Source organism: Streptomyces sp. NBC_00988 (assembly GCF_045162645.1).
Classification (GTDB): domain Bacteria; phylum Actinomycetota; class Actinomycetes; order Streptomycetales; family Streptomycetaceae; genus Streptomyces.
On sequence record NZ_CP108730.1, the window covers coordinates 67,922 to 90,546 of the forward strand.

Consider the following 22,625-nt stretch of genomic DNA (forward strand, 5'->3'; position numbering starts at 1 on the left):
TGACTACGTGGCCGCCTTCGCGGCCGGGAGTGTCACCTGGACGTGACCGCGGCCGTCCGCGATCGCCCGGACCTCCACACCGGCCGAGGCAGCGATACGCCGGACCACCGGCAGCCCCAGCCCGTACCCGCCGCCGCCGGTCACGCCCGCTTCGAAGACCCGGTCGACCTCAGCGGGATCGAACCCTGGGCCGTCGTCCAGGACATCCACCACGATGGCCTCGCCCTGGCTGCGCGCGGTGATCCACACACGGGACTTCGCATGCCGCAGGCTGTTCTCCAGCAGGGGTGACAGCAGCGACACAGCGACGTCGGGCGCCAAAGCCACCTCGACCTTCGCCGGGAAGGCGACCTCGACCGCGCGGCTGCCGATCGCCTGCCGCGCGGCGGAGCGCAGATCACACCGGGTCCCCTCCTCCGTCCGTGCGCGCGCTGCGCGCAATATCGTCGTGATCGCCGCATTGAGGCGGTCGACCTCGCTCAGCACCACCTCCGGCACCACTGGCTCACCGGACAGCTGCGCCAGCTGCGCCTCGCCTCGCAGGACCGTGAGCGGTGTCCGCAGCTCGTGGGCGATCTCGTCGGTGAGCCGGCGCTCGTCCGCCAGCGCGTTGTCAACCCGCTCCAGGAGGCGATCCAGGGTCTGTCCCAGTTCCCCGAACTCGTCACGGGGGACTCCGAGGTTGAAACGGCGCCCGGGCTCGTGATGGCCCCAGTCGTCGGCGAGGGCGGCCATCTCGTGCACGACCCGCAGCGCGCGGTGCACCACGAGGTGCGCGACACCGCCGGCGAGGAGGATCGTAAGGCCGCCCAGAATCAGCGACAAGGTCAGGCTGCGTTGCTCGGACGTCTCGTAGGGCGTGAGATCCACCCGGACGATCACCATGACGTGGTGGCCGCCGGCCGGAACCGGCCGCGCGAACAGGAGGTAGTCGCCGACGGTCGCGGTCTGCGATCGCCCCGAGTCCGCCAGCTCCTCGACGCGCCCGACCACGCTCGGCGGCACGTCCCCGTCGATAAGACGGCCATCGGCATACACCCAGGCGACCTCGTCCAGCGCCTCGCTGCCGTTCTCCGTGAGCACGACACGGCCGCCCTTGGCGCTGACGTTCGCCGCGACGGCCTCGGCGCGCGTACGGGCCAGATCGTGCGCGTCGGCATCCGTCACCCTGCTCAGCAGCACGTGCGAAGCCACCACCAGGATCGCGACCACTGCGGTGGCGATCAGCACGGTGAGCGCGACGACGCTTCGGCGGAATCCCGTCACTGCCATCGATAGCCCACGCCGCGGACGGTCGCCAGCCGCTCGGCCACACCCAGCGGACCGAGCTTGGTCCGCAGTCGGCGCACATAGGAGTCGAGGGTGTTGTCGCTGACCTGGGCCCCGTGCGGCCAGCCGGCGGCGACGAGGGCGTGGCGGCGTACCGCGTCGCCCTGCGAGGCGATCAGGCGGCCCAGTAGCCGGAACTCGGTCGGGGTCAGGCTCATGCTCACCGCATCGTAGGTCACCACGTGCTTCGCCGGATCGAGGACGACCTCGTGCGGTGCGGACGCCACGGTGGCCCGGCGCAGCAGCGCCCGGACACGGACCAGCAGTTCCGGGATGTCGAAGGGTTTGGTCATGTAGTCGTCGGCGCCGGCCTCGAAGCCGCCCACCTTGTGATGCAGGCCGTCCAAGGCGGTGAGCATCAACACCGGCACGTCGACGCCGCGAGCCCGCAGGGCCAGGCAGACATCGCGACCGTCGGCGTCCGGCAACCCGAGATCCAGGACGACCAGTTGGGGCGCCGGTGCGAGCTGCCGCAGCAGGCTGTCGGCCGTGGCGGCGACGGAGACGGTGTGGCCGTCGTGCTCCAGGGCACGCTTGAGGATGCCGCGCACCGCCGCGTCGTCTTCGCACACCATGATGAAAGCCACGTGCTGACCCTAGATACTCACGTTCCAGTTCTCCATCTGCCCCGATCAGCCACGCGACGCTCGGGCACGACCGGCCGAACCGCAGCGGGGGCTGCCGCGGGAGGACCACCATGGGACATGGACCGTATGCAGGAGTACATCGACGCGATTCCGCCGGGTCACCGCCCGCTCTTCGCCCGGGTGAGCGGGCTGATCCTCAAGGAATTCCCGCAGGCGAGCGTGGCACTGTTGCCTACCTACTGAGCTCTTCGGGTTGTTGTCGGGTGCTGATCCCTGCGGTAGGCCGGTGGTATGCGGTACACGCAGGGCGGCGGGTTGACCGCCGAGCGACGACAGTTTCGGGAACGGGTCCGGTACGAGGCGGGCGAGCGGTTCGCCCTCGGCGAGCGGACCGCGGTGATCGCGAGGGATCTGCGGGTGAGTGAGCGGTCGGTGGAGCGCTGGCGGCATGCCTGGCGGGAGGGCGGCCTGGACGCCCTTGCCACCGCTGGGCCGCCGAAACTGCCCAGGCTGTCCGACGGCCAGTTCGCCGAGTTGGAGAAGGAGTTGGCCCGCGGACCCGCCGAGCACGGCTGGGAGGACCAGCGGTGGACTCTGGCACGGATCAGAGTCCTGATCGCCTTCAAGTTCCGCATCGACTGCTCGATGGCGGCGGTATGGCGGCTGCTGCACCGTCACGACTGGTCCTGGCAGTCTCCCGCGCGCCGGGCACTGGAACGCGACGAGCGTGCGGTCGGGTTGTGGAAGAAGGATGTGTGGCCGCAGGCGGAATGACTGCGGCGCCGCTGGGGGCCTTTGTGGTCTTCGAGGACGAGGCCGGGTTCTCGAAGACTCCGCCGCGGGCCCGCACCTGGGGCCGGCGTGGGCACGCGCCGGTGTTGCGGGTGCGGGGCCGGTCCTGGCGCCGCTGGTCGATCACTGCAATGTGCTGTTACCGGCCGGGCGAGGCGTCCCGGCTGATCTACCGGCCGCGCCGCCACCGCAAGCACAAGGGCACCGGACGCGACAGCTTCTCCGGGCGTGACTACCGCGACCTGGTCGTCCGCGCCCACATCCAACTCAAGGCCCCCATCGTCTTGATCTGGGACAATCTCAACGTCCACCGGGCCGCCGGGATGCGGGAGTACGCGGCCGCACATGACTGGCTCACCATCGTGCAACTTCCCTCCTACGCACCGGACTTGAATCCGGTGGAGGGCATCTGGTCGCTGTTACGGCGCGGCCCGCTGGCCAACACCGCCTTCACCGACGACGAGCACCTCGAACGCACCCTCCGCCGGGGCCTGCGCCATATCCAGCTCCGACCCGACCTCATCGACGGCTGCCTCGCCGGCACCGGACTCACCCTCACCCACCACCCGACAACAACCCGACGAGCTCAGTAATTGTGACGGTCGGCTATAATCTTGGGCCCGCGACGTGGTCGGGCAAGACCTGCATCTGGTCATCACCTGTCTCGGTGCTATTCCTGCCCATTGTCTTTGCCGCACTCCTCAACCGGATCGACAGTCGACTTGTTGACTCGCAGTACAGGAAGTACGTCAAGGAGCTTAAGAGGATGGTGAAGGACGCCACGAATCCAGAGCACCGGGCGGAGATTGAGAAGATGCTTCACGCCACTGAGAAGGATCAGGCGCAGAGGCTCCGCAAGCCTGCTGCCATTCAGTACGAGGAAGCCTCCGAATAGCCCCCACGATTTCCCTGAGTTCCCGGTAGACCTTCGCTGCGGCAGACGCCGGTCCGGCACCGGTCACGGCCCTGGCAACCGCTCAGGCCAGGGCGGTAGCAGCGGCTCGATCAGATCCCACAAGTCGTCGTCCACGACGCACGGTCGAGTACGTTGATTCAGGCGAAGCCGTGAGAAAATGTCGGCACAGATTCATTCCTCTAAAGTGCCAATGTGTCCAAAGATCCTGAGTAATTGTCAATTCCTGTGGATCAGTTGAAATCGATCACGCCACGAGAGCGGTGAGACGTTTGACGACCATGGCCGCGGGGCGGCGGCGCTCCCGCCGTCGGTGGTGCCATGGCAGCGGGCCTCAAGGCGTACACCCGAAGCCCGCTGCTCCTCATGGCCGGGAGCCGGCTTCGCTCACGAGCGCATCAGGCAGAACTCGTTGCCGTCGGGATCCTGCATCGTGATCCATTCCTCGCGCTCGGCATGGACCGTCGCCCCCAGCGCACACAGCCGCTTGGCTTCTGCGACTGCATCGGTTGAGCTCAGGTCGAGATGGACCCGGTTCTTGACCTGCTTGCCCTCTGGCACCAGTTGAAAGAAGATGCGGGGCAACCTGCCATCAGTGCCAACGAGCAGGACCGTGGGGTCGTCCTCCGGGTCGCTGATGCCCATGGAACGCAGCCGAGCCAGTTCTTCCTCGTCGTATGGCGCGATTTCGTAGTCGTCCAGGGCCTGCGCCCAGAATCGGGCGGCCGAAGCCGGATGAGGGCTGTCGAAGACGATGTCCTTGATGGATGCCACAGGACTCCCTTCGGGAACGGATGACGTCAGAGAGGGTGAGGCGAGCTACTGGTGAACTAACTGTCAAGAGTGGCAGATCAGTTGAGATGGCTCAGGCGGCGCTGAGTTCGGGGCGTTCGAGCAGGTGGCCGCGTTCGAATCGGGCTCCAGCCCGGACGAGGGCGACAAGGTGAGGTGCGTTCACGGCCCGCCAGCGAGCCTGGGCGGACTCGACGAGCTTGAAGACCATCGCGAGGGCGGCGGCCGCGCTGCCGGCTCCCCGGGTGACCTTGGTCCGCAGCCGAACCGTCGCGAACGTCGACTCGATCGGGTTGGTCGTGCGCAGGTGGATCCAGTGCTCGGCGGGGAAGTCGTAGAACGCCAGCAGCTCCTCGACGTCGTCGGTGATCTTCTTCACCGCCTTGGGCCACTTCGCGCCATAGGCGTTCTCGAAGGCGGTGACCGCCTTGACCGCGCGCTCGCGGTCTTCGGCGTTGTAGATGTCCTGCAGAGCCTTGCGGGCGCCGGGCTGCGCTGACTTCGGCAGGGCGTTGACGACATTGGCCGTTTTGTGAACCCAGCACCTTTGGTGCCGGGCTTCGGGGAAGACTTCCGCGAGGGCCTTCCAGAAGCCGAGCGCGCCGTCGCCGACAGCCAGGACCGGGGCACGCATCCCGCGCCGGGCGGCATCGCGCAGCAGGTCGGCCCAGGACTCGGCCGATTCGCGGTAGCCGTCGGCCATCGCGATCAGCTCCTTGGTACCGTCCGCGCGCACGCCCATCAGGACCAGGACGCAGGACTTCGCCTCCGCGAGCCGGATACGCAGGTGGATGCCGTCGGCCCAGACGTAGACATAGTCGGATCCGGCCAGGTCACGCTCGCCGAACGCCTTGTGGTCGGCCTGCCACTGGGCCGTGAGGCGGGTGACGGTGGCCGGCGACAGCCCGGCCGAGCTGCCCAGAAACTGCTCCAGCGCGGGGACGAAGTCGCCGGAGGACAGGCCGTGCAGATAGAGCAGCGGCAGCACCTCGCTGATCTTCGGGGACTTCCGTGCCCAGGGCGGCAGGATGGCGGACGCGAACCTCTTTTTCTGCCCGGTGCTCTCGTCGACGCGCTTGTCGTTCACCCGCGGAGCCTTCACCTGCACCGCCCCTGCGGCCGTGGTCACCGACCTCGGCTGGTGGTAGCCGTTGCGCACCACGAGACGGCGCCCGTTGTCGTCGCGCTGATCAGCCAACTCGGCTATATAGGCGTCAACTTCGGCTTCCAGGGCGGCGGCGAGCATCCGCCTCGCCCCTGCGCGGACGATCTCGTCGATCAGGGAGCCGTCCGGGGTGCTGCCATCGGCATTGACTACGCTGAGCATGGGCGTGCCTTCCCGACCCGCGCTGCGAACGCGGGCCTACTCGGTGACCTTCAATCGATCACTCGGGAAGGTACGCCCGTCGCGCCCAACCCGAGCCCGATCCACAGGTCCTGAGCATTGCTCAAAGATCCTTGGCGAGACCTCTCTCACTCACTGAGCGTTTTCAGCGTTGCCTCTCCAGGGTGAGGACGGCTTTGGTGATGACGCTCATGCGGTTGGGGCTGATGCGGGATCTGCGGAAGATCTGCCAGGACTTCAGCCGTGCTATGCCTCGTTCGACGGGTGCCCGGGCCGCGGACAGGGCCCGGTTCTCGGTGCGCTCGGTGAGGGTGAGTTCACCGTTGGGTGGGCGGCGTTTGGCGGTGGTGACCCAGTCGCCCGCACCGATGTAGGCCATGTCGGCAAGGACCGGGATGCCCTGGCGCGCGCAGATCCGGAGGATCTTGTGGGCGCGGGCGGCCGTCAGATCGTGGGTCCGGCCCGGCAGTGCCGGCGACAGCCACAGAATCTCGCCGGCTGGGTCCGTGACGACCTGCACGTTCACCCCGTGCCGCTGGTGTTTCGAGGAGTAGTCGCCCATGCCGTCGCCGACGCGGTCGCACTCTGCGAGCGTGCCGTCCAGGAGGACGAAGTCCGGGTCGTGCGCGCGCAGCGTCTTCAGCAGGCCTGGCGCCTGCGCGGCGAGCAGACCGGTGACCGCGGTGACGTAGGCGTGGGCGGTGCCGACGGATATCCCGAAGCCCGCGGCGATACGGGCGAGGGTGTCGTGGCGCCGCAGGTACTCGAGTGCGACCAGCGCACGGCGGTGCGGCGGGAGTTTGCACCGCCGGTCACCCTCACGGGTGACGATGAGCATCGTGACCCACTCGACCAAGGCGTGGGGCAGGTCGAGTGCGGCAGGATACGGAACCAACAGGGCTCCTGTGCTGCTGAGTTGAGACGTCGAACACCTCCCTCAACGGCACGGGGGCCCTGTCCGTTGCGCACCCTGGCCTTCACACTGCCCGGTCACTCGATCAGTAGCCACGCTGAAAATGCTCAGTCTTGACGAAAGACATAGAGGCACCGCCCACGGCCCTGTCGCCAACGCACTGCGCCCCAAGAAGATCTCCGACGGCTCCAGCTCCGGTTCGGCGGCCGCCGTCACCCTGGGCGACATGCCCCTCGGCACCGACACGGAGGGTTCAGGCATCGATGATCGGAGTGGCGGCCGACGTGGCCTTGGTGAGGCGCGGCAGGGCGGCGGCGCCGACCGCAAGGAGGGCGACGATGCCCATCTGGACGTATTCGACTCCGGCGAAGGCGTGGGCGATGTTGTCCGGCGCCAGGGCCAGGTAGAGAGTGCCGAGGGTGGCCACGCCGAGAGCCAGTCCGCTCTGCTGCAAGGTGATCAGAACGCCGCTGCCGATGCCGGCCAGGTGTGTGGGGACGGTGGCGAGGACGCTGCGGAATAGGCCGGCGAACAGCATCGACTGTCCGGCACCGACCAGAGCGAGTGGCAGGGCCATCGCCCAGAGGCTGACGTGCGGCCACCTTCCGACGACGACCGTCACCAGCGAGGCCAGTCCGGCGAGTTGGACAACGGCGCCGGCGGACAGCGCTGCCAGCCCGAACCGTGTGATCAGTTGGGGCGCGACATGTGAACCGGCGAAGAAGAGCAGGGCCATCGGCAGGGCGCCGACGAGGGAGCCGTCCACGACCTGGGCGACGGCGGCGGGCCGGCTCTGGACCGCCTCGGCAAGCGCCGCGCCGAGATGCGACTGGGTGGCCGGGTCGACATGCTGCACGAGCACGTCGAGTTCCCCAGATGTCTGATCGTCGACGGCCACGGCACCCCGCTCGCGGTCCTGCTGACAGGTGGCGACCGCAACGACGTCACCCCGCTGCTTTCCCTGCTCGATGCGATCCCGCCGATCCGCGGCCGGGCCGGTCGGCCCCGCCGCAAACCTGGCTCGCTCTTCGCCGACTGCGGCTACGACCACGACATCTACCGCGCCCAGGTCCGCGCCCGCGGCATCATGCCCGCGATCGCCCGCCGCAGCACTACCGTTGGGGCGTGGAGAGGAGTTTCGCGTGGCTGCACGGCTTCCGCCGCCTGCGGATCTCCTTCTCCGGCTCCGGCAGGGTTCCGCCCACCGGTTTGTGCCGCTCGCCGCCATGAGCTCTACAGGGCCGGCGGCCTCATCCCGGCCTTGCGGGAGGACGAAAGGGGCACGCTGCCGGGTCCCGGATGCTTTGGTCATCAGGGAGCAGGGCGTGTCGCCAGCGGTATTCAGGTGGTTCGGCGGGGTGGCCCAGGTGGGGGTGCGGGGGTACGGCGTCGTACTGGCGCAGTTGTGCTCTGATCCGTTCCTTCGTGCTCAGCCAGGTGCGCTCCTGCTCGATCAGTCCCTCAAACACGTTCATCGTCTGCAACACCAGGGTGAGGCAATCGGAGAGGCGGCGGCTGCGGCGAGCACGGTTGGCAGGGCTGGCAGCAAAGACGAACCACGGCTCACCGGCGAAGCACCACTGCCAGTCAGGGTGGCGCATGTCATGCGGGTGGTCTGCGGGCCATGGATCGGGATCGCATTCGCTCAATGCGCTGAGGATGTTCCAGAAGCGGGCGTGGTCGTGGTCAAGAGTGGGATCGGAGCCGGGGACAGGGTCCCGTTCCGGCTCTGGCGGGCCCACGAAGACGATCAGGGACTGCCGGGCCCGACTGGCCTGCGACAGGTCACGGAAGGTCCGGATGTTCCGGGCCAGCTCTCGCATCTCCTGGGTGCCTTCCGCGCTGTCGAGGGCGGCGAACCAGTTCTCGTGCCGTTTCTGCGCCTGTGTACCGAACGGACAGGGGTAGGCCGGCGAGCCCGTCAAGGCGGCGGCGAACTGCTGGTGCGTTCGCGCAAGCCAGGCGGGTCGTCGATCAGCGGCTGAGGCTCCTGGCCCGCCACCGGCCGGGTAGGTCCGCGTGAGGTCTGCGCCGCTCCACAGTCCCGCTCGCGTCATCAGCCACTCCCCAGCTACAGCAAACGGTCGGCCAGTTCGGCAACACCCACTCCGTCGTAGGTGCGCAGCAAATACCGTAGATCCGCCAAGGCGGGTCGGGCCTCGGTCGCGTCCAGTCCCAGTGATTGCGTGCCCAGCCGCCACTGTGTGTCGTCGTCGGCCGCGTCCGCGAGGACGCGGAAACCGGACCCCCCCTCGTAGCGCTGGTGCAGGACGCGCAGCAGCGCGGGCCAGCGGGTGATGATCTCGGCCAGGACGACGAGACACCGGGCCCTTGCGATGGCTGCCGCCGATTCACTGAGCGGCGCGGTAGCGGCCAGGACGCGTTCGTAGAGCTGCCAGACATTGAACAGGCGTTTGGCCTCCCTCAGGGAACGGTACCGCTGCCCGGCCAGCCGTTCCACGAACATGGCGTGGACGTCCGGGTGCTGCTCCATGGTCCGCCAGGCCACCACGGTCACCGGTTCTGGGGAGTTCTGATCCGGCATGGCCGGGGAACGTACCGGCCCCGTGCCGGCGCCGGTGCCCGCCGCGGTGGGCGCGGATGCCGTGCCCGGCGTCGGGGACGGGTCTGTGGCCGGGTGCGAGTCCGGCAGCGCCAGGCCTGTCCGAGGTCCGGCAGCAGGGGGTTCCCGTGTCATGGCCGCACCCGTTGCCACATCCACAAAACGCTCGATGCCTGCGTCGCCGATATGGGGCACGGTGATGGGCAAGTGGATGAGTTTGCGCAGAAAGGCCCAGCCCGTGTCCTGGTCGCCGTTCTGCGCCACGGTCAGCTGGCCCGCCACCACGGCGGGGTCCAGGCCGAGCACGAACCGGACGCGTGTCTTACGGGCCGAGACGAGTCCGGAGAGGAAGAGGTTGACCGCCTCGAAAACCTCTGTGGTCGTATGCGCCTGGCAGCGGTCGATGTCATCGACGAAGACGACCAGTCCGTACCCGGCGTCCGCCAGATCGTCCAGGATGTCGCCCAGGTCGTGCTGGTGCACGTAGAGCGCACCGGCCTGGGCCCTGCGCAGAGGGTCCTGCAGTACATCGCCCGTGGTGACACCCGCGAGAGTCAGCGGTTCGGTGACCGGACGCCGGAAGAGTTCGGCGGGCAGATACCGCGAAGCCTGTCCCCACTGGAAGCGGACGGCGGTGTGCGCCGAGCCCGCCAGCAGGATCGCCAGGGTGATCCACACGGCTGTGGCCGCGGTGCCGACGGACTTCCCGAAGAGATGGACGGGCTGATTGAGCGCCGCGAAGGTGATCGTCACCTGGGCGGCGGTGGCGAGGAGGACGAGGCCGAAGACGGGCGAGATCATGCGGCGCCTGAGCGCCGACCGCAGGGCGAAACGGTCGACGCGCTGCACGTTGCGCCGGAACCAGTAGCGCTCACGCGCGGCCTCGGTGGGGTAGAGCGCCTCGGCCGCCGCCTCGATCACGACATGGGCGAATCCGGCCCAGACCTGCTCCCCTGACTGATGTACCCAGGGGTTGAACCATGCGGTCAGCACCCCACGTCCGCTAACCGTCCCGCCCCGGGCTGCCGGTGCTGCATCGCCGGCAGCTGGGGGCAGGACAGAGGAGGAACCGCGGCTGCACAGGCGTAACGCCTCACGGATCGTGAGGGGCTGCGCCGGGCGGAGACCGGTTGCGGCCGGCGGCTGCAGGTGGTCCGAGCGGAGCTTGGCGCGTACGAGTTGCATCAGGGTGCTCTTGCCGCACCCCCACGGCCCCTCCACGCTGACCACCGCCGGGCCAGCCTGCCAGCCGTCGTCGGAGCGGCCGACTTGATCGGCGATCGCGTCGGCGAGGACCTGCCGGTTCAGGAGGTCCTGGTCGGCCGGCGCGTCGGAGATGCCCCAGGTCGTGACCGGGCCGACCTCGATGGTGCGCAGGGCGGTGCCCTCCTCCGGGTCCCAGAGCCGGACGGCCCCCTCGTAGCCGCTGGAGGCGAGCCTGGGCCCCGCGCCGGGTTCCGTCCAGGCGCTCAGGGTCCACACCCCCACCCCATGACCGCGCAATGGCGGGCCCACGGCGGTGCCGGTCTCCGGGTCCCATCTCATGATTAGCCCGTCGTCGCCGCCGGCCGAGGCCAAGCGGCGGCCGCCGTGCCGGTCCGTCCAAACGGCGAGCGACGCGACCCGGCCTCCGTGACCGGTGAGCGGCGGGCCCAGCGCCCTGCCCGTAACGGGATCCCAGATCCGTACGGTGCCGTCGAAGCCACCCGAGGCGAGGCGGGGTTGCCCGTCCGGGCCCGACCACGCAACAAGTGTGCGGACGCAGCCGTCGTGGCCGGTCAGCACTGGCCCGGCCGCGACCCGGGCGTCCGGGTCCCATATCCGGATCGTGCCGTCGAACAGGCCGGCTGCCAGGCGTCTGCCGCCGTCGGGTGCCGACCAGGTGGCCAGGCTCATCACCCAGGCGCCGTTGTCCGCCAGTACGGCGATCTCGCTGCCGGCGTCCACGTCCCAGATGCGTATGGTTGCGTCCACTCCGCCAGAGGCCAGCCGACGGGAGCCGTCTTCGGTCGTCCAGGCGGTCAGCGCCGGGATCCAACCGGCGTGGCCGGTCAGGGGCCGGCCCACGGGGGTGGCCGTCTCGACATCCCAGATCCTGACCGTGGCGTCGTCACCCGCCGACGCGAGGCGGTCGCCGTCGGGCGCAGTCCAGTGCGCCAGGGCCCACACGGCCGCTGTATGCCCCTGCAGCACGGGAGAGGTCTCCGTGCCGCTGACCGAGTTCCAGATCCTGAGCGAGGCGTTGTCGCCGCCCGCGGCGACACGGGTGCCGCCCGGGTCCGGCCAACTGCTCAGTGTCCACAGCGCTGCGGTGTGCCCGGCCGCCGTCCGCCCCAGTCGTTCCCCGGTGCGGGCGTCCCAGACCTGGATCGCCCCGCCCTCCGCCCCGCACGCCAGCCTCGTGCCGCCGTCCGGGGCCCGCCAAGCAGCCAGCATCGGAACCGACTCGGAGTGTGCGCGGATCGGGTTGCCCACCGCCCGCGCGCTCTCCGGATCCCACACCCTGGTCGTGCCGTCGCTGCTGGCCGAGGCCAGCAGGACCCCGTCGTCGGCAGCGCACACGGCAACCGCCGCGACCCAACCCGTGTGACCGTCCAGCCGTGCCGTCAGCTCGCCCGTCTGCGGATCCCAGATGTGGATCGTGCCGTCCGTACCGCTCGATGCCAGCCGCACCTCTCCTTGCGCAGTACGCCATGGGGTGAGCGTCCAGACGACCTCGTGCCGAGCGGGCAGCGGTGCGCCGACCGTACGGCCGGTGCCGGGGTCCCACACCTGCACGCTGCCGCCGTCGCCCCCCGCTGCCAGCCTGATCCCGTCCGGGCCCTCCCAAGCGGCCAGCGCCCAGACGGCGGCCCTGTTCACCATCGTCAGAGTCCTCAGCAGCCGGCCCGACTCCGTGTCCCACACCCGCACGGCCCCGTCGGCCCCCGCCGACGCCAGGCGCCTTGACCCGTCCGGCCCGGCCCAGTGGGCCAGGCCCTCCACCCACCCGATGTGACCGGGCAACTCCCGGAGCAGCGTCGGACCGTTTGGATCCCACACCCGAATCGTCGAATCCTCACCCGCCGAAGCCACCCTGGTGCCCGCTCCCGCCGGCCAGGCCGTCAGAGCCAGCACGGCACCGACATGCCCGAGCAAGGCCGGCTCCCGCTGCTCCAGGGTGTCGGCGTCCCACAGCCGGATCGTCCCGTCGGCCCCGCCGGACGCCAGCCATGTGCCGCCCTCGCTGTCGTCCCACGCCTGCAGCACTGCCATGCCGCCGGACTGCGCAGGCAGCCACGGCTCGGACACTCTGTTCGCCGTGCGCGTCGTCCCGTCGCTGCCGGACAAACCAACCCCCCGATGAGCACACGCCCTTGGGTAGGTTTGTCCCCCGCCGCCGTCAGGACGATGCATGACAGCTGGACACGATTCACGGCCCTGCCGACGTCAGGTGTTGGTCGTGGAAGCAAGGCACACGCCGTTGAACGTTCGAGTGGCCCTCGGGCGAGTGCTCAGCTGGGGACGATGACCGTCATCAGCGCGGGCTGCCCGGCGTGGATCTCGTGGTCGAGCCGCCCTCCGCACAGGGAGCGTCGCAGACCTCGGTACCGGTGGCGTGCTGCCCCGGCTGCAGCACGACAGTCGCTGACACCACCGCCCCGGCAGGGAACGCCGCCGGCCACGGCCGGCGGAACCCGGTGGTTCGAAGGGAACCTGCCCCTGCGCCCTGCGGAGTCGACCTTGGCCTCTGCCGTTCGCCGAGCGGATGCCGCCCCCTGGATACCGGCCGACAGTGACTTCGACATGGGCCCCTTCCACGGCACCGGCCTCGATCACCGTCGGGAGGCGCTACACCTCCCCCGACCTTGCGCCCGCGGCTTCAAGGAGATCGGGCACACGACGCCAGGCGTTCGCGGCTGCCTCTCCGCGCACGATGATCAGCGGTACCCCGGGCTGTCAAGGCTGCTACTCATACGCAGGTTCCCCTCTGGCGTGTTACCTGAGTTCCACCGAGTAGCTGCTGCCGTCGAACTCCCATCCGTCGGTGCCTGCGCCGATGTCCTGCTCGATGACGTCGCCGATGAAGTGGTCCTCGAACCCGGTGTCGGTGAGCTCGCCGGCGATCCAGAGTTCCTCGATCGCGTCCCAGTCGCCCCGTTCGCCGTCGATACGCAGGGGTGCGGCGTCGGCTGTTCCTCGCTGGCGCCGGTCATTGAGCATTTTCAGCGTGGCTACTGATCGAGTGACCGGGCAGTGTGAAGGCCAGGGTGCGCAACGGACAGGGCCCCCGTGCCGTTGAGGGAGGTGTTCGACGTCTCAACTCAGCAGCACAGGAGCCCTGTTGGTTCCGTATCCTGCCGCACTCGACCTGCCCCACGCCTTGGTCGAGTGGGTCACGATGCTCATCGTCACCCGTGAGGGTGACCGGCGGTGCAAACTCCCGCCGCACCGCCGTGCGCTGGTCGCACTCGAGTACCTGCGGCGCCACGACACCCTCGCCCGTATCGCCGCGGGCTTCGGGATATCCGTCGGCACCGCCCACGCCTACGTCACCGCGGTCACCGGTCTGCTCGCCGCGCAGGCGCCAGGCCTGCTGAAGACGCTGCGCGCGCACGACCCGGACTTCGTCCTCCTGGACGGCACGCTCGCAGAGTGCGACCGCGTCGGCGACGGCATGGGCGACTACTCCTCGAAACACCAGCGGCACGGGGTGAACGTGCAGGTCGTCACGGACCCAGCCGGCGAGATTCTGTGGCTGTCGCCGGCACTGCCGGGCCGGACCCACGATCTGACGGCCGCCCGCGCCCACAAGATCCTCCGGATCTGCGCGCGCCAGGGCATCCCGGTCCTTGCCGACATGGCCTACATCGGTGCGGGCGACTGGGTCACCACCGCCAAACGCCGCCCACCCAACGGTGAACTCACCCTCACCGAGCGCACCGAGAACCGGGCCCTGTCCGCGGCCCGGGCACCCGTCGAACGAGGCATAGCACGGCTGAAGTCCTGGCAGATCTTCCGCAGATCCCGCATCAGCCCCAACCGCATGAGCGTCATCACCAAAGCCGTCCTCACCCTGGAGAGGCAACGCTGAAAACGCTCACTGGTCGGTCTATGCGACGTGATTGCCGCAGGGCGAGAGTTGCATGACCTGTATGAATTTCTACCCAAATCGCCAGCCGCCGTGGAGAGCGAGCTAGAGCAGTTCTCGGGCGCGTGGGGTGAACGGCCGACCAGGAACGCAAACAAAGTATACGCACTATTGGCGCAGGCTACCGTTGATCGTTTGCGAGCCTTGGCCACCCTTTTCGTTGGACCAGACACCGTGTTTGTACCGCAGACCGTGGCCCGGAGCTGTCTAGAAATCGCTTCAATGGCAGCTTACTTGGCTGACACAGAGATCGACGCACGCGAACGCGTACGCCGTTTTATGAACGGTGAGAGTCCGGCCGGCCCGTATCGGCCTGGCTGGAGGCAACCGCCCGGGAGCGCGTCGTGGCAGTCATGGCCGATGTCTACGGTGTGCCGGCCCGCGCCGTCAGGCGCAGCTGGTTCAGCGCGTTTCCCGAGCAAGCCCACCTGCTGACGTCCACGGCAGCCCAGTCAGGTCCGCCAGGGCACCAGGAAACCTGATCCGGCAGCAGACCACACGTTCCACGATCCGCCGCGCCGGGGAACTTCCCGTGCCCGGCCAGCGCACATGGCTCGGCAAGCAGGTGGCACCGGCGCTCCCCCGCCTGGCTGATACCGGGCTCACGTTCCGCGAGGGCACGGCGAAGGCCGCCTGTCCGTACGGCTCTCTCCCCGTTCAGCGTCCCTGGGGAGGAACAATCCGTTCCGTCTGTCCGTACTATCTCTACGCAACAGCACTTTTGCGCCAGGTGCGGTGACCTGAGACGTTGCCGACCCTGGCCGGAGAGACCGGTGCCGCGGCCTGAAACCGACCGCCGGCCCGTGCCGCGGCTCATACCGACGAAAGGTCAGCACATGCCTGCCAGCACACCTCCCGCCAGCGAACTGACATCGCACTACATCGCCCAGGTGACCGGTGACCTCGAGCACAACCTCAAGGAGCAAGAACGTATCGGCGCGGACATGGCCGCCCTGCAGGAGCAGCTGACCGCCCTGCAGCAGGACCACACCGTGCTGGTGACCATGCGTCAAGCGCTCGGCGTGGCCCAAGCACCGGCTGAGCCTGCAGGTATGCCCGAAGGTACGTCAGGCCCTTCTCCTTCGCCGAAAGCCGGCGCAGGATCCCGCGGCAGGCGGCGGGCGAAGAAGACCACGACGGAGCAGGACACGACGGCTGCCAAGCCCGCGGTCACCAAGCCCCCGGCCAAAGCTGCAGCCACGGCGAAGACAGCCCGGCCCACTCTGGTGGAACTCATCCGCCGCCATCTCACCGAGCAGCACGAACCGCGCTCCGCTGCGGAGATTTCCGTCGCGCTCGGCCAGGCCCATCCCGAGCGCGCGATCAAGACGAAGGTCGTACGCGTCACCCTCGAGGGGCTCGTGGCCAAGAGCCAGGCCCAGCGCACCAAGCAGGGCGCCTCGGTCTTCTACACCGCCCCCGGCGCGCCGGAGCCGACCACCGCGCCCCCGACCGAACAGCAGCCCCAAGACACCGGCCGCTGACGTCACGGGGCAGCAATCACGCAGCACTGTCGCAGCCCTCCGCCCTGCCCCAGCCGACCGGTCAGGAAGTGCTCCGAACGCCACCAGGCCAGCTCTTGGATGCGTACACACACTGGTCCACCAGCACGGCAGGCGGCAGCCGGGCTGCGGACAAGGACGACGGGCTGGCGTTGCGGCGTGGACGCCGATGCCTCGGCCGTACCCTCCGTGCTCTGTCCCGGTGCCCGTGTCAGGTCGGAGGAGTGTCCTTGAACGTGTGGATCCGGTGCCACTGGTAGTAGGGCTCCCGGGCGGGCGTCCACCAGCCGACGGTGCGTCCGGCCAGTCTCTCCCGGATGTACCCGGCGACTTCGGGGATGCCGGCGGCCAGTGGGCTGACCTGGAGAGCCCCTCCAGGGGCAACGGTGACGTAGCCGTGCTCGTAGACCGCGTCGCAGCCGAACGTGCAGGCGAGCATGGCGATGTTGGCCAGGTCGCGTTTCTCGTCGTCGCTGCACTGCGCGCGCTTTTTGATGTGGGCGGCGATCAGGAAGGCGGCGGGCAGGCTGCGCCCGCACAGTGCGCACCGGCCGATGCCTGCGGGGGTGAGAGCGCGTTTGAGTGCGGCCTGCTCGCCGCGCTGGGCGCGCCGGGCGGTGCGCTCGAGTTCTCCGTCGAAGGCGGCCACGGCGGCCTGTTCGTCCAGCGGATCGGCCGGCTCGGTGGCCGCGACGGCGGCATCGAGGGTGAGCAGGCTCTGCAGGGTCTCGCTCTCGTCCTCGCTAAGGACGGAGATGCCCATGACGTTGCGGTTGGGGTTCCAGCCCAGCAGCCGGCGGATTTCCTCGATCGCGAGGTCGAAGCCGCGGGTGCCGGAGAGGGCGTACATGTACTCCCAGGTGCTGCCCGCGGGGTCGGTGCCCCACAGGCGGGTGGCCAGCTCCTTGTTGCGCCACATCAGCGCGATGGTGCCGCCGAAGTAGAGGCGCTTGTCGCCGCTGAAGAACACCCAGTCGCCGGGGTGCATCCTTTTGATGCGGGAGACGTTGACGTCTCTCTTGCCCGGCACCACGCCCCACATGGGGGCGTGGCCGTCGGGGAAGAGCTGCTTGAGATGGTCGACGGTTGCGACGTCGAGGAGGTCGGCGTGGTCGTCGAAGACGACCGGATGGACGATGGTGTCCTGGTAGTGCTGCTCGACGTCTTTCTCCGACCGGCGGGCCGGCTGCATCACGATGCGCATGGCGTGGTTCACTCCCCCAACTGCGTGTACTTGTCCGCCCTGCCCCGTGCCAGGTGCACCGGGTACTTGCGGCGGTTCGTCTCGATCTTCTGGGCGAGGGCCTGTTCGAGGTCGACGTCCAGGACGTCCGCCAGGCGCAGCAGGTAGGCCAGGACGTCCGCCATCTCCTCGCGGACCTGCCCGGCACGTTCGGTGTCCTGCATCACCTGGGCGGACTGCTCGGGGGTCAGCCACTGGAAGATCTCCACCAGCTCGCCGCTCTCCCCGGCCAGTGCCATGGCGAGGTTCTTCGGCGTGTGGAACTGTTCCCACTCGCGTTCGGCGGCGAAGTCGGCGAGCGCCTGCTGCAGATCCTGAATCGTCACGCCCCATCCCTCTCAGCCGGCTGCGCCGACCGGGCCGGTGGGCGTCTCAACAAGCCTGCAGCGTATGTCAGTCGGGCCTGTTATAGATCATCTATGCATGTCTTCGAGGGGACCGTCGGCCAGGCCGCGCGGCGGGTGGGCGAGCCGGATTTCATCGCCCGCTGTGTGGAGCGGCACACGGCTGCGTACGGCCGGGCGCCCGGCGAGGGTGAGGTGGGCAGCTGGGAGCGGAGCTGGCCGGCCCTGCTCGACGTGCTGGCCGCAGCCGGGCTGCAGGATCTGCATCTGCTGCTGGAGTACGAACTGCCCGGCTCCAGCAGGCGCGTGGATGCGCTCGTGCTGGGCCGGCGGGCGGGCCGGCTGACGGCCGTGGCGATCGAGCTCAAGCAGTGGACCGCTGTCGGCCCGCATCCCGCGGTTTCCGGGATGCTGATGGTGGGCGGGCGCGAGGTTTTGCATCCGGCCCGTCAGGTCGGCGGCTACGTCGCCTACCTCGCCGACTGGATCCCCGCCGACCTCGAACTGGACGTACGCGGCCTGGCCTTCCTGCACAACGCTCCCGCCGCGCTCATCGAGCGGCTGCGCGCCCAGGTGGCCAGTGGGCCCAGCGCCGCCTATCCGATCCTGGGCGCGGAGGACCTTCCCGCCGACGCCGACGCCGCGGTGCTGGCCCAGCGCCTGCAGTGCGCCGATCTGCACCCCGCCGGCCCGGAGGATGTCGCCCGCTTCCTGACGTCACAGCACCGCCCCGGTGCCCGGCTGCTGGCCCGCATCGCCGACACCATCCGCGGCCGGGACGGCTTCAAACTCATCGCCGAGCAGGACCAGGCCCGCCAGGCCATTCATCACGCCGTCGCCGCCGTCGAACGCAACGCCCCCGGGCACGTGGTGGTGGTCACCGGCGGACCCGGCACCGGCAAGACCGCCATCGCCGCCCGCGTGCTGGGCGACCTCTGTCTCAAGGACGGGGCCAACCCGCGGCTGCTCTCGCCGTCCGGGACCCTCACCCAGCAACTCGTGCGCGCCGTCGGAGACTGTGCCCAGGGTCTCATCAGCACTCTGACCACCACGCTGCCGGCCCGCCTGGACAAGGACACCAGCATCGTCCTGCTGGACGAGGCACACCGTGCCCGCACCGACCCGCTGCAGCGCCGCAGTGAATTCCCCCACCTGTTCACCCGCCTCATCGCCGGCTGCGCCGCGCTCGTCCTCTTCCTCGACGAACGCCAGATCGTCCGCCCCAGCGAAGGCACCACCCTGGACGAACTGCGCCGCCTCGCCCGCCACCGCGGCTACAGCTTCGCCCACATCGATCTGACCACCCAGTTCCGGTGCAGCGGCTCGCGGGCCTATCTCGATTTCGTCGACGGGCTGTTCGCCCCGGACGCCGCGGCGCCTTCCTGGCGCGGCGGCGACTACGATCTCGCCCTCGCCGGCAGCCCCGCCGCGCTCGAGGACTGGGTCCGCTCCCACCACCGCCAGGGCCACAGCGCCCGCATTACTGCGGGCTTCTGCTGGCCCTGGGACTCGCCCCCCACCCCTCCTCTGTGGCCCGAAGTGTCCATCCCGTGGAGCGATGCGACGGGAGTCCACACCTGGCAGCGGCCCTGGAATGCACGCGCCGATGCCCTGCTCGCCGGCAGCGGCACCCCGGGCCGGGCGTTCTGGGCCACCGACGAGGGCGGCCACCAGCAGATCGGCTGCGTCTACACCGCCCAAGGCATGGAATACGACTACAGCGCCGTCATTCTCGGCGAGGACATCACCTGGACCCCGCACGGCTGGCAGGCCCGACCCGAACACAGCCGCGACCACGCCCTGCGGGGTCTGGCCCCCCAGCAGTACCTGACCTACGCGCTCAACACCTACCGTGTCCTGGCCACCCGCGGAACCCGCGGCACCCGCCTCTACTCCACCGACCCCGCCACCCAACACCACCTGCAACAACTCCTCCCCCACACCCGGCCCTGAGCGGGCGGCACCACCATGCGGACTCCCTCGCCCCGGCCGGCGCGGGGCGGGTGGGGAGGCCGCTGGGCGCCGGATCCGGCGTGCCTGCCGCTGGTGGCCGGCCGGCCTCGAACGTCCCGGCAGCCCCAGGGGGCTGCCGGGACCGGAGAAGACATGCACACCCGGTCGGCTCCCGCTGCTCGCTCCGGCGCCCGGGCCGGCCCGCGAGCAACGACGCCTCACCGCCGCGGCACGACCGGCTGTGCGTGAGCCGGCAGGACCGGCAACAGGTGCGCCGCTCACCCCGACCCGCGGGTCAGGCATGCGGTGGAGTCCAGGAGTGCACTCGCCTCGGCCGGAGCGGCTGCAGCCGTCGCAGGCGGCACCGGCTTCGCCTGCGGCCGCTGTCCGTGCTCCTGCTGCCGCCGATGCCGCGTGGGGGCGAAGCGGTAGCCGACACCGCGGACGGTGACGAGAAGCCCTGCGTCCTCGACGCCGAGCTTGGCGCGCAGCCGCCGTACATGGACATCGAGCGTCCGCGTGCCGCCCGCGTAGTCCTCGCCCCAGATCTCACGCAGCAGCTGGGCTCGGTCAAAGACCCGTCCCGGGTGCTGGGCGAGGTACTTCAGCAGCTCGAACTCCTTCATGGTCAGGTCGAGGGCGCGGCCACGGCGACGGGCCGTGTACGTTGCTGCGTCCATCGACAGCACGCCATGGTGAAGGGGCACGGTGGGAGAGCGCGTGAGGGTGGTGTGCTGGTGGTGGCCGGCGGCCAGGCGCAGGCGTGCTTCGACCTCGGCCGGGCCGGCGGTATCCAGCAGCATGGCGTCGATGCCCCAGTCGGCGGTGACGGCTGCCAGGCCGCCTTCCGTGACGACGAGGACGAGGGGGCAGTCGGGATCTGCGGAGTACAGCGTCTGGCACAGGTTGCGTACCTGGGGGAGGTTGCGTCGGCCGTCAATCAGGATCGCGTACGCCGCAGGGAGGTCGCCGGGTGCCTGTCCTGTATGAGGGATCACCTGCACGGGGTGCAGCAGGTCGAGAGCGGGGAGAGCCCGGGGTAGCGGCTGGTGTGAGTCGGTGAGCAGCAGTACGCCGGTGGCCTGGTGTGGCGGGGGTAGGGCGGGGGTGGGCGGAGGTGGGCTGATGCGCTCCGGGCCGCTCTGGCGGGTGGTGTCTGCGCGGGTATCTGCGTTTGGGTGCCGGGCTGCGCCGGTGTTTGCTCCGGTGTCCTTGCGGAGGGTGGCCTGCGGCGTCGCAGGCTCGCGGCGCGCGCTCGTCGTGCTGTGGGGCTGGTGGGGCATGGGCATCGGGGAGGAGTTCGGGGTCATCGTGGCAGCAGGCCGGCCGGCCTGCGCGGTGGCGGGGCCGGCACCGTCCGCGGGTGCGGCGGTGGGAGCCGGCAGCGCCGGCGGCAGGCACAGGCGGTCCAGGGCGTCCTGGGCGCCTGCGATGTGGTGGCGGGCCGCGAACCGCAGCCAGGCCGCGGCCTCGTCGTGACGGCCGTGCTCGAGGCATGCGCGGCCGCGCGCGTATGCCTCGTGCCCCCGCACCGTCTGCTCCGCCTGCTCACGCAGACGCCGCGCCTGCTGCGGGTCCAGGGTCTTCAGCCGGTTCAGCAGCGTGGTGAAGTGCCGGCGTGCCTCGTCCGGTTCTGTGCGCGGCGGTGCTGGGAGGCGCTCGTTGGGCTCCTCGGGGCGGTTCACTCGTGCACCTCCTGCGATGCCCTCGGGCGGCCGTGGTAGGCGGCCATGCCCGGATCCTGGCGCAGTTTCCGCAGCGCCCTCTTGAGGATCTTCTTGGTGTTGTCGATGCCCGTGCCCAGCAGTGCCGCGCACGCGGCCACCGGCATGCCGTCGAGATGGCGCAGTTGCAGCGCCTGTCGCTCCCGCTCGCACAGCCGCGTGAGTGCGCGCCGCAGATCCATCCTCAGGTCGGCGGCGGCGTAGGGGTCCTGGGAGGCGAGTGCGCGGGCGAGTTCGTCGAGATCACTGTCCTGGACCGGCAGGATCCGCCCTTGCTTGCCGAGGTGGTCGACGGCCCGCCGCTGCGTGATCATGTATAAGGCCGCGGTCGGGTTGGGATGCTCCGGGTGAGCCGGCCACCACGCGAAGAACTCCATCAGCGCCTGGTCGCGCAGCTCCGGCGCAGCAGCCCTGCCCACCCGTCTCGCCAGGACGTTCAGCACCCGTTCCGCCTCCTGGTGGTACACCGCCAGCAGCATCGCCTCCGTGACCACCCCAGACGGCGGCCTGGTCTGCACGGGCGGCGCGGGAACGATGGTGCGTGGCGGGTCGTGCCGTGCGGTCCTTGGCCCGGGATCGGCCACGCTCATCGGCGCCGCCCGATCGTGCCCGCCCGGGAGCCGGTTCCCGGGCCGTGCGGGGGCGGGGGGTGCGGGGCCGTATCGGCGGCGTGCGCGGACTCCAGCGACCACGCGCCGCCCCAGCCGCGGTGCGACACCCGCACCCGCCGGCCGGCGGCGGCCGCGGCCGCCGCGTGCTGCATCATCAGCCGCTGCTCGCGCGCCATCCGCACCCGCATCCATGCGCGCACCCCCGCAGCAAGCAGCGCCACGACCCCGGCCGCCACCTCCCCCGGCCCTCCCGACTGAAGCACCCGTCTCCACCGCCCCGATCCTCAACCCACGACCAGCTTCCACCCCCTCTATCCGCGCAGCAGCCGAAACGGGTACCACCGCACGCCGGGCGTTGCGTTCGCTGGAGCCGGCCGGCCAGCCCGGTCACGGAAGTTCTCCGGCACGCCACCGGCGCCGTCCCGGCCGGCCCTGTGGGGGGCGGATGATCGGCCCTGTGCCGATGGCTGCTTTCCGCCGTGTCTGCAGCCACCGCAACCGGCAGCCCGGCTGCGGGAGTTGGCTGTGCTCCGGGCGGTTGTCAGTGGCGGCTGATAGAGATGGGGACGTGAGGGTCCGAGGTCTTTGTGATGCGCCGGCGCAGTCCGCCTGCGGACGCGGCGGGGAGCAGCACCACATGCCGCGAAGTCTCGCCGTGGCGTTTGCCGCAGCAGAGGGTGAGCGGGCCGCGGTCGTCCAGGGGCTCGCCCCGGAACTGTCACCGGCGGGCACGGGCCGGCCGGATCGGGCTCAGGCCGTGCGGCAGGCGCCGGCCGGTGTCTTCGCCCAGGCCCAAAAGATCAAGCCGGACGGGGGGGCGCTGCCTTGTCGGTCTCGCCTGCGGACGGGCGGACGTGTCCACGGATTTCGGAGAGTAGTGACG

General features: G+C 69.9%; 21 protein-coding genes and 1 pseudogene. 8 read left to right on the plus strand and 14 right to left on the minus strand.

Annotated elements, in window-relative coordinates; translation table 11 throughout:
- Window positions 1-3: 3 nt before the first annotated feature.
- Together OG496_RS00340 and OG496_RS00345 are read right to left on the minus strand one after the other, a co-directional pair.
- The gene (locus OG496_RS00340; RefSeq protein ID WP_405969015.1) at window positions 4-1,272 is read right to left on the minus strand and encodes a sensor histidine kinase; all 1,269 of its coding nucleotides are present in this window, start codon (window positions 1,270-1,272) and stop codon (window positions 4-6) included.
- The gene (locus OG496_RS00345) at window positions 1,263-1,916 is read right to left on the minus strand and encodes a response regulator transcription factor (RefSeq protein WP_019065258.1); all 654 of its coding nucleotides are present in this window, start codon (window positions 1,914-1,916) and stop codon (window positions 1,263-1,265) included. The genes OG496_RS00340 and OG496_RS00345 overlap by 10 nt, the downstream gene beginning before the upstream one ends.
- 117 nt (window positions 1,917-2,033) lie before the next feature.
- Here OG496_RS00345 and OG496_RS00350 point away from each other — a divergent pair, with 117 nt between their 5' ends.
- Genes OG496_RS00350 through OG496_RS00365 form a run of 4 tightly spaced genes read left to right on the plus strand, consistent with a single transcriptional unit; the run spans window position 2,034 to window position 3,603 of the window.
- On the plus strand, window positions 2,034-2,159 hold the full coding sequence (locus OG496_RS00350) for a hypothetical protein (protein WP_405969016.1): 126 nt from the start codon (window positions 2,034-2,036) through the stop codon (window positions 2,157-2,159).
- A gap of 48 nt (window positions 2,160-2,207) precedes the next feature.
- Window positions 2,208-2,690 carry a winged helix-turn-helix domain-containing protein gene (locus OG496_RS00355; protein ID WP_405969017.1) on the plus strand — a complete coding sequence of 161 codons (483 nt, stop codon included), beginning with the start codon at window positions 2,208-2,210 and terminating at the stop codon, window positions 2,688-2,690.
- A complete protein-coding gene (locus tag OG496_RS00360; RefSeq protein WP_405969018.1) occupies window positions 2,672-3,301 on the plus strand; it encodes a transposase in 630 nt (209 codons plus the stop codon). Before OG496_RS00355 ends, OG496_RS00360 begins: the two co-directional genes overlap by 19 nt.
- 2 nt (window positions 3,302-3,303) lie before the next feature.
- On the plus strand, window positions 3,304-3,603 hold the full coding sequence (locus OG496_RS00365) for a hypothetical protein (RefSeq protein ID WP_405969019.1): 300 nt from the start codon (window positions 3,304-3,306) through the stop codon (window positions 3,601-3,603).
- A 405-nt stretch (window positions 3,604-4,008) separates the two neighbouring features.
- Here the strand turns inward: OG496_RS00365 and OG496_RS00370 are convergent, their stop codons facing one another.
- The 4 genes from OG496_RS00370 to OG496_RS00385 all read right to left on the minus strand — a co-directional run bounded on the left by OG496_RS00370 (window position 4,009) and on the right by OG496_RS00385 (window position 7,569).
- Window positions 4,009-4,395: a VOC family protein gene (locus tag OG496_RS00370; protein ID WP_405969020.1), complete on the minus strand. Its 387-nt coding sequence runs from the start codon at window positions 4,393-4,395 to the stop codon at window positions 4,009-4,011.
- A 91-nt stretch (window positions 4,396-4,486) separates the two neighbouring features.
- Window positions 4,487-5,740 (minus strand): IS256 family transposase, encoded by a 1,254-nt coding sequence (locus OG496_RS00375; RefSeq protein WP_405969021.1) that lies wholly within the window; start codon window positions 5,738-5,740, stop codon window positions 4,487-4,489.
- 163 nt (window positions 5,741-5,903) lie between these two features.
- On the minus strand, window positions 5,904-6,653 hold the full coding sequence (locus OG496_RS00380) for a transposase family protein (protein ID WP_405969022.1): 750 nt from the start codon (window positions 6,651-6,653) through the stop codon (window positions 5,904-5,906).
- A 271-nt stretch (window positions 6,654-6,924) separates the two neighbouring features.
- Window positions 6,925-7,569 carry a hypothetical protein gene (locus tag OG496_RS00385; protein ID WP_405976890.1) on the minus strand — a complete coding sequence of 215 codons (645 nt, stop codon included), beginning with the start codon at window positions 7,567-7,569 and terminating at the stop codon, window positions 6,925-6,927.
- Between OG496_RS00385 and OG496_RS00390 the strand changes: the two are divergent.
- A pseudogene (locus tag OG496_RS00390) lies at window positions 7,552-7,850 on the plus strand (transposase); the annotation flags it as partial. The gene OG496_RS00385 and the pseudogene OG496_RS00390 sit on opposite strands and share 18 nt — an antisense overlap.
- 71 nt (window positions 7,851-7,921) lie before the next feature.
- Here the strand turns inward: OG496_RS00390 and OG496_RS00395 are convergent.
- The 3 genes from OG496_RS00395 to OG496_RS00405 form a co-directional block, all read right to left on the minus strand.
- Window positions 7,922-8,728, minus strand: a complete 807-nt coding sequence (locus tag OG496_RS00395; RefSeq protein WP_405969023.1) for a YqcI/YcgG family protein — start codon at window positions 8,726-8,728, stop codon at window positions 7,922-7,924.
- 14 nt (window positions 8,729-8,742) lie between these two features.
- Window positions 8,743-12,489 carry a P-loop NTPase fold protein gene (locus tag OG496_RS00400; RefSeq protein ID WP_405969024.1) on the minus strand — a complete coding sequence of 1,249 codons (3,747 nt, stop codon included), beginning with the start codon at window positions 12,487-12,489 and terminating at the stop codon, window positions 8,743-8,745.
- 723 nt (window positions 12,490-13,212) lie between these two features.
- Window positions 13,213-13,437: a hypothetical protein gene (locus OG496_RS00405; protein WP_405969025.1), complete on the minus strand. Its 225-nt coding sequence runs from the start codon at window positions 13,435-13,437 to the stop codon at window positions 13,213-13,215.
- 121 nt (window positions 13,438-13,558) lie between these two features.
- Here OG496_RS00405 and OG496_RS00410 point away from each other — a divergent pair, with 121 nt between their 5' ends.
- Both OG496_RS00410 and OG496_RS00415 read left to right on the plus strand, forming a co-directional pair.
- Window positions 13,559-14,308, plus strand: a complete 750-nt coding sequence (locus OG496_RS00410; RefSeq protein ID WP_405969022.1) for a transposase family protein — start codon at window positions 13,559-13,561, stop codon at window positions 14,306-14,308.
- Window positions 14,309-15,201: 893 nt separating this feature from the next.
- Window positions 15,202-15,849 (plus strand): hypothetical protein, encoded by a 648-nt coding sequence (locus tag OG496_RS00415; protein WP_405969026.1) that lies wholly within the window; start codon window positions 15,202-15,204, stop codon window positions 15,847-15,849.
- Between the two features lie 229 nt (window positions 15,850-16,078).
- Here the strand turns inward: OG496_RS00415 and OG496_RS00420 are convergent, their stop codons facing one another.
- Together OG496_RS00420 and OG496_RS00425 are read right to left on the minus strand one after the other, a co-directional pair.
- On the minus strand, window positions 16,079-17,071 hold the full coding sequence (locus OG496_RS00420) for a hypothetical protein (protein WP_405969027.1): 993 nt from the start codon (window positions 17,069-17,071) through the stop codon (window positions 16,079-16,081).
- 8 nt (window positions 17,072-17,079) lie between these two features.
- Window positions 17,080-17,436 carry a nucleotide pyrophosphohydrolase gene (locus OG496_RS00425; protein ID WP_405969028.1) on the minus strand — a complete coding sequence of 119 codons (357 nt, stop codon included), beginning with the start codon at window positions 17,434-17,436 and terminating at the stop codon, window positions 17,080-17,082.
- A 93-nt stretch (window positions 17,437-17,529) separates the two neighbouring features.
- Between OG496_RS00425 and OG496_RS00430 the strand changes: the two genes are divergently transcribed.
- On the plus strand, window positions 17,530-19,407 hold the full coding sequence (locus tag OG496_RS00430) for a DNA/RNA helicase domain-containing protein (RefSeq protein ID WP_405969029.1): 1,878 nt from the start codon (window positions 17,530-17,532) through the stop codon (window positions 19,405-19,407).
- A 278-nt stretch (window positions 19,408-19,685) separates the two neighbouring features.
- Here OG496_RS00430 and OG496_RS00435 read toward each other — a convergent pair whose 3' ends face one another.
- The 3 genes from OG496_RS00435 to OG496_RS00445 all read right to left on the minus strand — a co-directional run bounded on the left by OG496_RS00435 (window position 19,686) and on the right by OG496_RS00445 (window position 21,963).
- Window positions 19,686-20,534 carry a winged-helix domain-containing protein gene (locus OG496_RS00435; RefSeq protein WP_405976527.1) on the minus strand — a complete coding sequence of 283 codons (849 nt, stop codon included), beginning with the start codon at window positions 20,532-20,534 and terminating at the stop codon, window positions 19,686-19,688.
- 554 nt (window positions 20,535-21,088) lie between these two features.
- Window positions 21,089-21,649 carry an RNA polymerase sigma factor gene (locus tag OG496_RS00440; RefSeq protein WP_405969030.1) on the minus strand — a complete coding sequence of 187 codons (561 nt, stop codon included), beginning with the start codon at window positions 21,647-21,649 and terminating at the stop codon, window positions 21,089-21,091.
- A 68-nt stretch (window positions 21,650-21,717) separates the two neighbouring features.
- The gene (locus tag OG496_RS00445) at window positions 21,718-21,963 is read right to left on the minus strand and encodes a hypothetical protein (protein WP_405969031.1); all 246 of its coding nucleotides are present in this window, start codon (window positions 21,961-21,963) and stop codon (window positions 21,718-21,720) included.
- Window positions 21,964-22,625: the final 662 nt, after the last annotated feature.